The 13,516-nt window shown below is 58.4% G+C and carries 11 protein-coding genes and 1 pseudogene; 3 read left to right on the top strand and 9 right to left on the bottom strand.

Going from position 1 to position 13,516, the window contains the following annotated elements; translation table 11 throughout:
• Positions 1-52 precede the first annotated feature (52 nt).
• Both IPK32_00135 and IPK32_00130 read left to right on the top strand, forming a co-directional pair.
• Entirely contained in the window at positions 53-1,075 is a 1,023-nt protein-coding gene (locus IPK32_00135) for a hypothetical protein (protein ID MBK8090433.1), read from the top strand.
• Positions 1,076-1,099: 24 nt separating this feature from the next.
• Positions 1,100-1,477, top strand: coding sequence for a diacylglycerol kinase family protein (locus IPK32_00130; GenBank protein MBK8090432.1), 378 nt, complete (start codon positions 1,100-1,102; stop codon positions 1,475-1,477).
• A 323-nt stretch (positions 1,478-1,800) separates the two neighbouring features.
• On the opposite strand, the gene IPK32_00125 is transcribed toward IPK32_00130, so the two are convergent.
• The 5 genes from IPK32_00125 to IPK32_00105 form a co-directional block, all read right to left on the bottom strand.
• Positions 1,801-3,228 carry a DUF1501 domain-containing protein gene (locus IPK32_00125; protein MBK8090431.1) on the bottom strand — a complete coding sequence of 476 codons (1,428 nt, stop codon included), beginning with the start codon at positions 3,226-3,228 and terminating at the stop codon, positions 1,801-1,803.
• Between the two features lie 49 nt (positions 3,229-3,277).
• Positions 3,278-3,796 (bottom strand): hypothetical protein, encoded by a 519-nt coding sequence (locus IPK32_00120; protein ID MBK8090430.1) that lies wholly within the window; start codon positions 3,794-3,796, stop codon positions 3,278-3,280.
• 48 nt (positions 3,797-3,844) lie between these two features.
• Complete coding sequence (locus tag IPK32_00115; GenBank protein ID MBK8090429.1) at positions 3,845-4,336, bottom strand: hypothetical protein; 492 nt, start codon at positions 4,334-4,336, stop codon at positions 3,845-3,847.
• A 102-nt stretch (positions 4,337-4,438) separates the two neighbouring features.
• The gene (locus tag IPK32_00110) at positions 4,439-5,242 is read right to left on the bottom strand and encodes a DUF4058 family protein (protein ID MBK8090428.1); all 804 of its coding nucleotides are present in this window, start codon (positions 5,240-5,242) and stop codon (positions 4,439-4,441) included.
• A gap of 22 nt (positions 5,243-5,264) precedes the next feature.
• Positions 5,265-5,666: a hypothetical protein gene (locus IPK32_00105; protein MBK8090427.1), complete on the bottom strand. Its 402-nt coding sequence runs from the start codon at positions 5,664-5,666 to the stop codon at positions 5,265-5,267.
• Positions 5,667-5,727: 61 nt separating this feature from the next.
• Here IPK32_00105 and IPK32_00100 point away from each other — a divergent pair, with 61 nt between their 5' ends.
• A complete protein-coding gene (locus IPK32_00100; protein ID MBK8090426.1) occupies positions 5,728-5,943 on the top strand; it encodes a hypothetical protein in 216 nt (71 codons plus the stop codon).
• Here IPK32_00100 and IPK32_00095 read toward each other — a convergent pair.
• The 4 genes and pseudogenes from IPK32_00095 to IPK32_00080 form a co-directional block, all read right to left on the bottom strand.
• Positions 5,933-9,114, bottom strand: a pseudogene (locus IPK32_00095) (DUF1553 domain-containing protein). The gene IPK32_00100 and the pseudogene IPK32_00095 sit on opposite strands and share 11 nt — an antisense overlap.
• 98 nt (positions 9,115-9,212) lie before the next feature.
• A complete protein-coding gene (locus tag IPK32_00090) occupies positions 9,213-10,211 on the bottom strand; it encodes an NAD(P)-dependent glycerol-3-phosphate dehydrogenase (protein MBK8090425.1) in 999 nt (332 codons plus the stop codon).
• Positions 10,208-10,852: a glycerol-3-phosphate 1-O-acyltransferase PlsY gene (plsY, locus tag IPK32_00085; GenBank protein ID MBK8090424.1), complete on the bottom strand. Its 645-nt coding sequence runs from the start codon at positions 10,850-10,852 to the stop codon at positions 10,208-10,210. Before plsY ends, IPK32_00090 begins: the two co-directional genes overlap by 4 nt.
• Before the next feature lie 39 nt (positions 10,853-10,891).
• Positions 10,892-13,372 (bottom strand): c-type cytochrome, encoded by a 2,481-nt coding sequence (locus IPK32_00080; protein MBK8090423.1) that lies wholly within the window; start codon positions 13,370-13,372, stop codon positions 10,892-10,894.
• Between the last annotated feature and the right edge of the window lie 144 nt (positions 13,373-13,516).

The raw sequence follows: 13,516 nt of genomic DNA, 5'->3' as shown, positions 1-13,516 counted from the left end.
TTCCACTCTGCGGTTAGACCGTTCATTCTCCTTACGTCCCTCCCACCACGCCATGAGCATCCCTCGCATTCTTTTTTCATTCATCCTACTGTCCGCAGTGTCTGCACCTAGTTACGCTCAACAGCGTGGCCGCCAGCGGGAACAGCAACCGGAGGCTCTTGCACTGCCCGTTGTGCCGCTCACTCCGCAGCAGATCGAGGTCATCACAAAGCAGCTCGTGGATGTGGAAAAGCAAATCCTAGAAATGCGCAACAGCTCCCTCACATCGATCATGGCCAAACTACGCTCGGCCGTCGCGAGTGAGGCTGCGGCGCTTAATTTCCACCTCGACTGCGAAAAACTCGTCAACATCGAGCGCAAAGACTTGGCCAAAACAGAAGAGCGAGATCGCAAAGAGCAAATGGAGCGCCAGGCAGAGCGCCGCAAAGATGGCAATGAAGAGGACCAGGGAGACCTGGGTGCTGCGGCGAAACTCCAGATCGAATATCTCCTACTCACCCTCGAAGCACATGAAACGAAGGCAGAGGACCGCACCAAGCTCCTGCCCAAGCTACAGGCCTACATCCAAAAAGTCGTCGCCAGCGCAGACAAGCTCAAAGGCCGTGCGGGACAGACCCTCGGACGAGATCTCGGTGGCAGCGTCATCGTCGATGCCCTCCAGATTCGGCGCTTTGTCTCAGCGGATGGTTGGACGACCAATCCGCTGAACCTCGGCGCCATGTGGAATGATACAATCCTTCCCATTTACTTAGCAGATGGGCGTAAGGAAGAGCTCTCTGCTCAATGGGATGCACGCCTCAGTGCGGAGACCATTTTGAACAAAGCTCGCATGCCGGAGCCAGAATTCATGATCTGGGGGCAGCAGGAGCTGCCTCCCATGAAATGGCAGCGGGCCAAATATCTCGTCGCCAATGGCCCATCTCCCGTGAATGCGCTGGCAGACATGCTCAATCATATCAAAGCCTATCCAGGCCATCCAGACGCCCCACAGTGGCTCGAAGAGCTGCGCTCGGCCGTCGGCGCAGCAGCACCCTCCGGCGGGGCACCCGCCACACCAACAGGCACTGGAGGCTGAGCCTCATAAAAATGTCTTCCTCGGATGAAGAGTAGCCCCTCCAGCAGTCTCCACGCATTCCTGCGTGGCTTCGGGCATGCTTTTCGAGGTATAGGCATCGCTCTGCGCACCCAGAGAAATCTGCGCATACATGCCGTGGCGCTCATGACGGTCATCGCACTCGGTTGGGAGCTGCAAATCGCGATTTGGGAGTGGTGTGCAGTCATTCTGGCCTCAGGCCTCGTCTGGACGGCAGAACTGGCCAACACCGCTCTCGAATGGCTCGCTGATCGAGTCAGCCGAGAGCGAGAAGACGCCATCCGCGACATCAAAGATGCCGCTGCCGCTGCCGTACTCGTCGCCAGTATCGCCGCCAGTGCCATAGGTGCCTTAGTCTTTCTTCCGCGGCTCTTTTCTTTCTAGGAAAATCATTTCAGGAAAGATCCATCTTCTCCGCTACTGCGGATATCAGCAGCGGCTACGAAATCCGAAAAACGAGGGATGCCTGCGCCATTGCCATCTTCTCCCGCCGTATTGGCGTTTTCGTCAGTCCGAACAATCACATGGGTGCAGGCGCGAATCAACTCTTCCCAGGCACAGAGGGCTTTCTGGGCTTCATCATCGCTGGAGCAACGGAGCCTGGTAGGGCGCTGCTTTTGCTGATCGGGGCGTGCGAGGCACTCCAGCGCCGCCGAAAAGCGCTGAAAGTGTAATCTGGAATGGTGAAGTTCCTTTTCGGTGCTCCATCAAGCCATCAGCGCCTTCACTGGCTTTGCTGGATTGATGCCGATGAGCTTTCCATCGAGTCCCTGAGTCTTGAAGCTGAAGCGATCTGCATGGAAGCCTAGTAGGTGCAGCACTGTGGCGTGGAAGTCACTGATGTGCAGCGGGTCTTTGACGATGTTGTAGCTGAAATCATCCGTTTCCCCGTAGATCGTGCCGCCTTTGGCTCCGCCACCGGCCATCCACATGCTAAAGCAGCGTGGGTGGTGATCACGTCCGTAGTTTTCCTTCGAGAGGCCGCCCTGGGAGTAGATGGTGCGGCCGAATTCACCGCCCCAAATGACGAGCGTGTCATCCAGCATGCCGCGTTGCTTAAGATCCTCCAGCAGCGCATAGCAGGGCTGATCCACGTCTTTGCACTGGCTGGGCATGCGACCGCCGACGTTGCTGTGGTGATCCCAGTTGTTGTGGTAGAGCTGGATGAAGCGCACGCCACGTTCAGCGAGCCTGCGAGCCATGAGCACGCTATTGGCAAAGGAGCCCGGTTTCTTCGCGTCGTCACCGTAGAGCTTCATGGTGGCCTCGGATTCTTTGCTCAGATCGGTCAGCTCTGGCACGCTGGCCTGCATGCGGAAGGCCATTTCATACTGTTGGATGCGCGTGTGCGTCTCGGGATCGCCGACCTGCTGGTAGTTGAGTTCGTTGAGCGCGTTCAAACCTTCGATGGTGCGTTTGCGCACGCTATCCGGCACGCCGGGCGGGTTGTTGATGAAGAGAATGGGATCGCCCTTGCTGCGGAAGCTCACGCCTGCGTGCTCGCCCGGCAGATAGCCGCTGCTCCACAGGCGTGAAGAAATGGCCTGCTCTTGTTCGCGATTCGTCGGCGTGGCCACGAGCACGACAAAGGTCGGCAGGTTCTCATTCGTCGATCCCAGGCCATAAGAGGCCCAGGAGCCGAGGCAGGGACGCCCGCCGATCTGATTCCCTGTCTGCATCGCCGCGATGGCTGGTTCGTGATTGATCGCCTCCGTGTGCAGCGAGCGCATCCAGCAGATTTCGTCCGCCTTCTTGGCCAAATTCGGCAGCAGTTCGGTATTCATCATAATGCCGCATTGGCCCGCTGCGCTAAAGTCGAACTTCGACGGCGCGATGGGAAAACGTGCCTGCCCGCTGGTCATTGTCGTGAGTCGTTGGCCCTGACGCACACTGTCCGGCAGGTCTTTGTCATACCACTTCATCATTTCCGGCTTGTGATCGAAAAGATCCATCTGCGAAGGCCCGCCGACCATGTGCAGGTAGATGACACGCTTCGCCTTCGGCGCAAAATGCGGCCCGCTGGCGGCATGCGAGGCCGCCTGAGCGATGGACTGACCGAAAAGCGAAGTCAAAGCGGCCCCACCGAGGAGATGGGAGCCGTTGGTGAAGAATTGGCGGCGAGAGAAGGGGGACATGATGGGGGGGGGTGAGGTTTAAAGTTTCAAGGTGGTCGGCGTAAAGTCTTTAATAGATCGCCCAGTAAATGTAGATGACGTGATCGTTGCTTTCGGTTCCCAGCGTCCATTGAACCCATGCGGCATCGGTGTGGTATTCTCCTTCGGCAATCTTAGTCAGTTCATCAGGCTTCCACCACAAAGGAAAATCGGCGGAGATGTTGGAGCGCTCTGACTTGGGAGAGAGGAGTTTGTTTGTTCTGAACTCGTCGAGCAGGTTTGAAGGGATTCGGACCTTGGCGGTCATGGATGGATCTATGCAAGTCCAGTGATCGTACTCGTATCCAAGCCCGATAGATCCTGATGGGAATGTAATGCCAGTGAGTTTCTCAATGTCGGCAAGCTGTGCTGAAGACACATTCGGGTAAACGGTTTCGACCAATGTTTGGCCTCGGATGTAAAGTAAGCCAGCGCCAACAGTTAAGACAGTGGCAACCACGAGAGCCAAGAAACTCCGCACAATCCATTTTCCGATTGATGTGCTCGGATTGCCCGAGGTGACTGTGGAGATGGGTTGGTTGAGGTACATTACTTGTTCATGAGTTTATCGAGATGCAAAAGGTGCCAGTCGAAAGCTTTAAGAGAATGCCATTTCAGGCTGTGATAAGCATTGGCGGCAGGTAATGAATAAATAAGTCCAGGTGATGAGAAGCCATGGGGTAGCTGTGACGAAGATGTCTGCGATGTCTGAAATCGTCTCGCCATCCCAAGGCTGCGAACTGAATAGAAGGTGTGGCCAGACGAGGAGCCCGAGTAGCCCTGGGTAGAAAAAGACGGTTTGGAGCGCAAACCATGTTCGGGCGATCGATGAGGTGCAGGAAGGACGCCAAAGCCAGAACAGGCCCCAGAGGTGCATGATCGCACAAGCCATGCTCCAGCCGCAGCGAGACCACTTGCTCCAACCTGCGTTCAGAGCCGCCGCAACAAGCCCCTGCATCAATTCGGTGGTGAGCGGCTTGTTGAAACCGAGTTCATTGCCTTGCGAGTCCTTGAGTGGTCCCGCGTTCTCGTAACCCACCTTAAGCAGGCACCATCCGACCAGCGCGATCAAGCTGATGACGATGAGCAAACTTAGGAAGATGCGTTGGCGATGGTTCATGGGGCTTGGAGGCTCAAGCCAGCGTGTGTTTGAATGCTTGATGTGAAATCGGTGGAGCGGTTCATCATGGGCTCAGCGGAGCTTTTTGGCTTTTAGATATGTATCGAGCCATGTGGCGTCTTCGGAGAAAAGCGGAGGCTCGGGATCGCGAGTAAAATCGGTGATCTGATCGAAGGCGGCGTCTGCGTGGCAGAGTTCAGCCAGTTCTTGAAGGTTTAGCCAGATGTCAGCGTCATCGGGGCGCAGTGGCACCTTGCAGGCGGGTAGGGAGTTTTGATAGTGAACAGGATAAATCTCTCGCTGCTCCGGTATCTCAGCCCGAAAAACCATGACCGCATGGGCGGGCTGTCGTCCGAGACTTTTGACCACATCCTCCTCGACGTTGTAAGGATCGAATCTGGTGAAGGCCAGTCCCCACTTTCGAATAAGATCGACTTCCACCAGATTCACGCCTGCGTCCATGATGGCGTTGCGCTTGGTCGCATACATCAAGGAGCCTCCCGCATGCTTATTGCTCGGGCTTAGGTATTCGATCACAGTGATCAGGGTGCCATCCAGTTCACGAATGTCCAAATGCCGCGGCTTTGGAGCCACGATCTTCGTCAGCACCGGAGCGACGTAGTTGGCAGGTGGAGCAAGTGTCGGGGTATCCTCACGAAGCCGGGTGATGGTCACATCCGGCCGTTTGGTGCTCGTTTCGCAGCCGCCTGTGCCTGATATCGTCATTCCGTGCTCAATAGAGGCGTGAAGTCCGTTCGGTAGCTGACGCTGCAAGCGGCCCAAAGAATGCGCAATCAGCAACGGGTGCACCTCAAACCACCAACTCTCGAAGTAGGGGTTCAGTCCTGGAAAGGGGTATGGGGAGGCGCTTTTCAAGTTTCAGGTGGAATTTGACGGCTCAGAAGGTATCCCAGCGGAGGAAGAGTATGTAGTTCGAGACTTCTCGGCCTAAGAACCAAGTCACACGGGCGTTGGCTTGCATGAATTGACCAGATGAGTTGCTTTCTAGTTTTCCTGGCGTCCACCAGGTGTGTTTTGGCTCCGTTGTGATGGAATGTTTTTCTGATTTTTCTTTCCGAAGCTGTTCGGACTTCCTGAAGTCGTCCACCTTGTCGTTTGGAAGTTGGATCTTGGCAATCATCCAGGGATCAATACCGGATGCGTCGGAGTAGAGAGCCTGCCCGATGGAGCCTTCAGGCAGCTTTATACCTGTGCGCTTTTCGATGATTGAGAGGTGCTGATCGGTGACGTTTGGGGCTAAAAACTCGCTTTTTGCTCCGAAGTCTAGGCAGCCAGACAACAAGAGCGGTAAAACGAACAAGCACAGAAGGCGTAGCCAAAACTGCGCGATACCGCTGTCGATGGCTGATGGGTGTGCTGAAAGCCGTGGAGCCATCGACAGCGGTGCCGCCGATGCGAGGCTGCACCCGCGCATCTCTGTCACCGCACTCCACGACGCTGGCGCGGATGCGGGAGTCTGTCGTGCTTGCCAAGCGGCCAGCTCATCTCGCGGAGCGAGATGGCTACTTTGCTTCGCCGATGCGGTGCTGGAGGGCGGGTTCGACATCACTTATTGAGGACTTCGTCTAAATTGAAAAGCTGGTTCGCGAGCATGGTCCAGGCGGCGAGTTCGGGTTTGGCGAGCTTGGGATCGACGGGGATTCGCCGACTTTGAGCAGCGCTTCGGCATCGGTGGTGTTTTGCGAGTAGTGAGCACGCAGGTCTTTGAGGCTGGCTTCGACGAGGGGCTTTTCTTTGGCACTCAGGGAGCGGCAGAGGATGTGCTCGGCGATGAATTCGAGGGGGTTGGGTGATGCGAGAGCCTTCTCCGCGAGCTTGCGGGCGGCTTCGACGAATTGGGGGTCGTTCATGGTGACAAGGGCTTGCAGGGGCGTGTTGGTGCGCTCGCGGCGGACGCAGCTGGCCTCGCGGCTGGGGGCATTGAAGACTTCCATGTTCGGCGGTGGGGCCATGCGCTTCCAGAAGTTGTAAAGCGTGCGGCGGTAGAGGTTTTCGCCTTTGTCCTGCACGTAGTTGCGGGTGTCGCCGCCGGGTAGGCCGACGACGTCCCAGATGCCTTCGGGCTGGTAGGGCTTGGTGCTGGGGCCGCCCATTTTTGCGGAAAGCAGGCCGCTGGCTGCAAGGGCGTAGTCACGCACCATTTCGGCGTCCATGCGAAAGCGCGGGCCACGACTCAGCAAGGTGTTGTCGCGGTCTTTTTCGAGCTTCTCAGGCGTGGTGATGGCGCTTTGACGGTAGGTGGCGCTGGTGAGCATGAGTTTGAGCATCTTTTTGATGTCCCATCCGCCTTCGCGGAAATCGACGGCGAGGTAATCTAGCAGCTCAGGATGGCTCGGAGCGGCTCCCATGATGCCGAAGTCCTCTGCGGTCTTCACCAGGCCCTGGCCGAAAAGCTCCTGCCAGAAGCGATTCACGGTCACGCGGGCGGTGAGCGGGTTTTTCGCGTCCACGACCCACTGGGCCAGTCCCAGGCGATTTCGAGGCGCTTTTTCGTCCAGTTTGCCCAATGCGGCAGGGACCTCTGCGGTGACTTTTTCGCCGGGTTTGTCGTAGGCACCGCGCATGAGCACATTGGCCATGGGCGTGACGTTTTTCACCTCTTCCTGCACATGGGTGATGGGGCTGCGTGCTCGGATGGCCTCTTTTTCGCCTTCGAGCTGCTTCATGGTGCCTTCATGCTTTTGCCACTCGGTGTCACGGGTGGCGAGGTAATGCGCAAAGAGTGCGTTGCGCTGCTGTGGCGTGCGTTTGTCATTCGTGGCGGCCAGGATGGCACGCAGCGGGCCGACATCGGCGAGTGTCTTGATCTCTGTTTCGTTGAGCTGGCGGTCATAAACACGGGCGTCCTGCACGGAGCCATCCGCGAAGATAGCGCCATCACTGCGCTGACCGATTTTCATCGGCACGGTCGTGCGAATGCTGGACTTCGGTTTGATCGTGTTGGTGATCACCACCAGGCGCTTCTGCAGCACGCCGTTGATGTAAATCTGCACGCCGTTGGCTTTGCCACTGCCATTGTAAGTGATGAACACATGTTGCCACTCACCCGGTTTGAGCACCGCATCACGTGTGCTGACCTTGAGCGCGTTGTCGCTCCATTTATTGACGATGTGCACGGAGATGGCGCGGTCACTTTGCCAGAGGTCCCAGCCACGGTAGCCGTTCTTCTCGTCCATGCGGGACATGATGGCACCGAAGACGCCATTGCGGCCAGCTTTGACCCAGGCACCGTAGCTGAACTTCTGATTCAGCTCGAAATCGCCTGCGTCACTCACTTCAAAGGTGCTGCCGGGTTTGATGACCGGGGCTGGGCCTAGCTTGCCGCCGGGGGTCCAGGTGATCTGGCCGAGTGCTTTGGCCTTTGCGGGTGAGCCGCACACGTTCGCGATTTCATTGCCCACACCTTCATTGAGTGGGAGATGGACTTGGAGGCCCTTGGTGGGCACATCCTGGTCGAGGTGCTCGGGCTTTGCCGAGGCGAGCCAGGCATTGAAGTCTTTTCCTGCGGCTTTTCGGCGTTCATCACGGAGCTTTTGCGCCTCAGCGATTTCGGTGGGCAGTTTTTGCCAGCGTGGCTTATCCTCCATGCTGGGGATGACGAGGATGGGGCCGCGTCCGTCCTTCACGTTGCCGTCTTTGGCTCCCTGCGTGGTGTTGCGGAAGAAGGCAGCAAGGGAGTAGAAGTCACGCTGCGTGATGGGATCAAATTTGTGATCGTGGCACTGTGAGCAGTTCGTGGTGAGGCCCATGTACACCCAGCCCATGGTCTGCACGCGGTCCACGGCGTAGTTGGCGAGGTTTTCTTCATCAATGGTGCCACCTTCATTGGTGGTGATGTTGCAGCGCTGAAAACCGGTGGCGATGAGTTGCTCATCGGTCGGATTCGGCAGCAGATCTCCTGCGAGCTGGTCGAGCGTGAATTTGTCGAAAGGCTGGTTCGCATTGAAGGCCTTCACCACCCAGTCGCGGTAGGGCCACATCTCGCGGTAGTTATCAAAGTGCAGGCCGTGCGTGTCGCCGTAGCGAGCGGCGTCGAGCCAGTAGCGGGCGCGGTGCTCGCCGTAGGCGGGGGATTTCATCAGTTCGTCGATGAGGGCCTCTAATTCCTGATTTTTGATTCCTGATTCCTGATTCTTTCCTGCGAAGCGAGCCAAGAGCTCTGGTGAAGGCGGTAGCCCGGTCAGATCGAGCGAAATGCGCCGCACCAGGGTGTGCGCATCCGCTTCTGGAGCGGGTTTCAGGCCTTTTTTCTCCAGCGAGGCCAGCACAAAGCGGTCGATGCCATTTTTCACCCACGCCTCGTCCTTCACTGCGGGTAGTGCGGCCTTTTGCGGTGGGATGAAGCTCCAATGCGGCTGCCAGGGGGCTCCTTCGGTGATCCACGCCTTGATGAGGGCGATCTGCGCGGGCTTCAGCTCCTTATGGCTCTCTGGCGGTGGCATGACCTCGTCTTCATCGGTGGAGAGGAGGCGCTGGTAGAGGCTGCTCTTCTCCGGCTGACCTTTGATGACGGTGGGTTGCTCGCCTTTTTTGGCGGTGAAGAATCCGGCCTCTGTATCCAGGCGCAGACCAGCCTTGCGCGTGCCTGGATCAGGCCCATGGCAGTGGAAGCAGGCATCCGCGAGGATGGGGCGGATGTCCTTATTGAACTCGATGCCACTGGCCGCTGTCGTAATCGAGAGCGCGAGTAGCACCGCAGAAAGGGAGGATTTGCGAAGGATGAGCATGGTTGAATGAAGCGGCTACGGTCTGCCTTTTGATAATGTATCGCCTATTTTGAGCGGGGATTGTGCTGAAAGTGTTACCTGGCTATCCAGGTGGGGTTTCACACATCCATTTCTGGCCTTGGATCGCGGGAGAGGAGGGCTTTCATACCAACCTGCGGCGGCTTACCAGCATAAAGGACAGAGTGAATCTCATCGAGCAGCGGTGTGCGGACATCATGGGCACGGGCGGCCTGGTGGATGCTAGCCGTATTCGGCACTCCCTCGGCGATCATACGCGTGCTGGTGAGGATTTCCTCCAAAGTGCGGCCTTGGCCGAGCTGGAGCCCCACGCGGTGATTCCGGCTATGCTCGGAGTAGCAGGTGGCGATGAGGTCACCCACGCCACTGAGGCCCTGAAAGGTCTCTGCCCGCCCACCCATCCGCACGCCGAAGCGCACCATTTCCGCGAGGGCACGGGTGACGAGTGCCGCGATGGCATTGTCCCCCAGCTTCATCCCACGGGCGATGCCGGCGGCGATGGCGTAGGGGTTTTTCAAAGCGCCGCCCCACTCGGCTCCGATGACGTCACTCGTGGTGTAGGTGCGGAAAAAGGGCAGGGTGAGAGCATGCTGCACTTTTTTCGCGGCCTCATCATCCTCGCAGGCCACGACGGCGGCAGTGGCGAGCTGTGCGGCCACTTCCTCCGCGTGATTCGGCCCCGTGAGCACGGCCAGGGTGCTGTGCGGGAGTGCTTGGGCGATGATCTGGCTCATGCGCAGGCCACTGTCCATTTCGATGCCTTTGGCACAAGAAACCAGCAGTGGCGTGGTGGCTGCGGGAGTGCTGGCGATGAGCTGTGCGGCCTCTCGCATGCCTTTGGAGGGCACGACAAAGAAAAGCATGTCCGCAGGCTTCAAAGTGGCTGGATCAGCGATCACGCTCACTTTTTCCGGTAAAGCCAATCCGGGCAGATAACGGCTATTGCAGCGGGTGGAGGCGATTTCGCGCATCAGATCCGCATCGCGGCCCCAAAACTGCACTTCCATCCCACGCCACGCCAATGACGCCGCGAGCGCGGTGCCCCAGGAGCCTGCTCCGATGACGGTGACGTGATTCATGATGCTTTTTTCGCCCCAGCGCGGTTTTCGGTGCCTGCGAGCAGGCGCTGGATATTCGCACGATGCTTCACGATCGCGAGGATCATCACCACGATGCCGAATCCGAGCAGTACGCCGTCCCAGCGCTGCTCACGCCACATCATGAGCGCCATCGAGCTAGGCACTGCCAGCGCCGCTGCGATGGAGGCGAGTGAAACATATTTCGTAGCAAAAAAGACCACCAGCCACGCGATCCAGCCGCCGATGAATCCCGCTGCCGAAATGCCCAGCAGCACTCCCGCTGTGGTGGCGATGCCTTTGCCGCCTTTGAACTGAAGCCAGAAGGTAAACATGTGACCGAGCACCGCGCAGAATCCGGCAATCACAGCCGCTGTGGAGAGCATCTGCGGGCTGGCATCCACACCGCTCATCCATGAGCGTGCGAGAGTCACGGGCAGCCAGCCTTTGAGCATATCGAGCAGGAAAACAGGGATGCCGATAGGCTTGCCGAGCACGCGGATGACATTGGTGGCACCGATGTTGCCGCTGCCATGCTGGCGGATGTCGATGCCACGTAGTTTCCCGGCCCAATAGCCGAATGGCAAGGAGCCGCACAGGTAGCCGCAGACAGCGCTGGCGACGAGAGTGGTGGTGATGGTCATGCGCCGTGCTTTTAGTGGAGGATGCAGCGACTATGCAACTCACTTTTCCCGCATCCAGGCGAGGATGTCCGCGATGTCCTGCGGCTGGAGCACCGATTCCAGCCCCTCAGGCATGAGCGAGCGAGTGCCGGGTGTGCTCTTTAAAAGATCTGCCCGCAGGATGACCTCTGTGCTGCCAGCGAGTTTCAGGGTGATGCTATTGGCGGTTTCCTCCGCTAGGAGGCCGATGTGGTCTTTCCCATCCTTTGTGCGGAGGGTGTGGGCGAGGTATCGCTGCTCCACGGCTCGATTCGGATCGAGGATGGCCTCCAAAAGCTGCTCGGTGGGCTTTGCAGCGACGGTGCCGAGATCGGGGCCGATCTCTGTGCCTTCATTCCTCAGGCGGTGACAGGCGGAGCAGGCGGCGAGGTAGAGTGCGTGGCCCTTCGTCGCATCACCACGGATCTGGGCCACCTTGGCATAAGCCGCGACGACTTTGCTGCGATCAGGATTCTGATGCGTGATGATCTGGAGAGCAGGCGCGGTCTGTGGGGCAGGGGATTTCAGTGCCGCATACCATTGCGCCGCGTCAGGATGATCTGGTGATGAAGACAGCGCTGCGATGAGCATGTTTTTATCCTTCGGGTCGCGTGCGACGAGCGTGTGCAGCGTGCCATCGCTGGATTTGCCAAGCGAAAAGGCCAGTTGGCTGCGGACTCGCACATCGGGATCAGCGGCGAGACCGTGTAGCTCCGCCAGCACGCGAGGCTGATCTTCCGCGAGCCTCACGGCATGCTCACGCACCTGGGCGGAGCTGCTTTTCGCCGCTGTGAGCAGGTGGGCTGGCGTGAGCGTGCCGAGCGTGTGCATGGTCCAGAGCTGCTGCACGACGATGGCGGGCGTGGTGTGGAGTGTATCGGGCGAGTAGTGGCCCTTTTGCTCGATGAGCAGGCGCTGCGCCGTATCGCGTGCCCAGCCGTTCTCCGAGTCGATGCCTATCGCGGCGCTTTTCCGCGCCTGACCAGCAGCGCTGACGCGGTAGATGCGCCCTTTGTCACTGCCTGCAAAGAGATCGAGATGGGCGATCATTTGCGGCGGAATCCACTCTGGGTGCTCAAGAATCAGCCGGTAAAAATCCACGACATAGAGGCAGCCATCTGGCCCGGTGCGTGCCTGCGTAAAGCGACTCCAGTGGTCCTCACTCGCCAAAAACTCGCGGTCCTGCTCATCCTCCGCTCGGCGGCTGGTGAAGCTGATGCCATCCGGCACCAAAACCTCGCGGTGGACGAGATTGTTCGCCGGTTCGCAGATGAACAGGCTATCTGGAAAAAGCCTGTCTCGGAAAGGAATGACGCTGCAACCGCTGGTGAGCTTATTGACCGACTGCGGCTGATTCAGACGCCGCACCGGAGTGCTCACAGGAAACACACTGGTGCCACTGAGATTGAGATTTTGACGCAGAGTCGGCACTGCGAGGCGCGGATTCCGCGCGAGGTAGCGATCGTCGAGGAAATAATGCCAACCGAGGTTGCTATTGTTGCCAGAGAACCAATTCCCGAAGTCATCCCGCCAGCGGCCATACTGCGCACGGCCTGCGATGAGTTGAAATTCACCCGTTTCAGGCTGAAACCGGAAATCCCGGCCACTGAGATCGAAAGTCTTGCCACTCCGCACCTCCGTCACGATGCCGCCGCTATCACCATTGCCACCGTAAAGCCAACCATCCAGCCCCCAGGCAAATCCATTGACCAAATGCTGCGGATTGCCCTCACGGAATCCGGTAAGGATGGGGCTGCGCTTGTCCGCGATGCCGTCTCCATCCGTATCCTCGTGAAAGGCCACATCCGGCACGCTGGCGACAAAAACGCCCTTTTTCCAAAAAGCCAGTCCCGTGGGGTATTGCAGCCGATCGAGGAAGGTGACGGCCTTATCGTAGATACCGTCGCCATTTTCATCCGTCAGCGTCTTTACCCGACCAGAATGCGTGACGCCCTGATGGACATGAAATGGGTAATCGCCCATCTCCACCACCCACATGCGGCCCTGCGCATCCCAGTCGATGAAAATCGGGTCCTGCACCAGCGGCTCTGCCGCGACGAGATCGATCTGAAACCCTGGCTTCAGGTGGATGGCCCGCATGGACTCTGCGGGTGAGCGTGGAGCTGGCGCAGGCGGACGCAGGAGCTCTGCAAAGCTCATCAGGCTCTTCCCCGCGACCCACAGTGCTCCATCACGCAATTCCACATCCTCCCGAGTGGTCAGCGGCAGCGCATGGGCATCCCCCGCATGGCCCTCCCGCATCACATGCGTCCATCCGCGCAACCAGCCCAGATTTTTCTTCTCCACGTCATTGTAGAGAATGACGGCATAGTTTTGGGCATTGGAGAAAACGAGATCATCGAAGCCATCTCCATCCAAATCCGCAAACCGAGCCCCATTTTCCACCGAGACACTAGGCGGCAGTGCCGCATCCGGCCTCACGGCATGTAACGGAGTCGTGAGGATGAATGGAGCGAGAATGGAGGCCGCGAGAGTGCGCATAAGAGGCCTATACGCCACCATGCAGCGCTTCCTCGCCGGATCAGCGTTCCTAGGACCACCCAGAACGGATTAAAGCCACCGATTGGGTGCCAAAGCGCTTTTTGCCATTCCGACGACTCCTCCAGCGATGGTTTCACAGGGCTC

It is taken from the genome of Verrucomicrobiaceae bacterium, from assembly GCA_016713035.1.
GTDB lineage: Bacteria > Verrucomicrobiota > Verrucomicrobiia > Verrucomicrobiales > Verrucomicrobiaceae > Prosthecobacter.
Note: the sequence above shows the minus strand (reverse complement) of the source record. Positions and strands in the feature narration are given on the sequence as shown.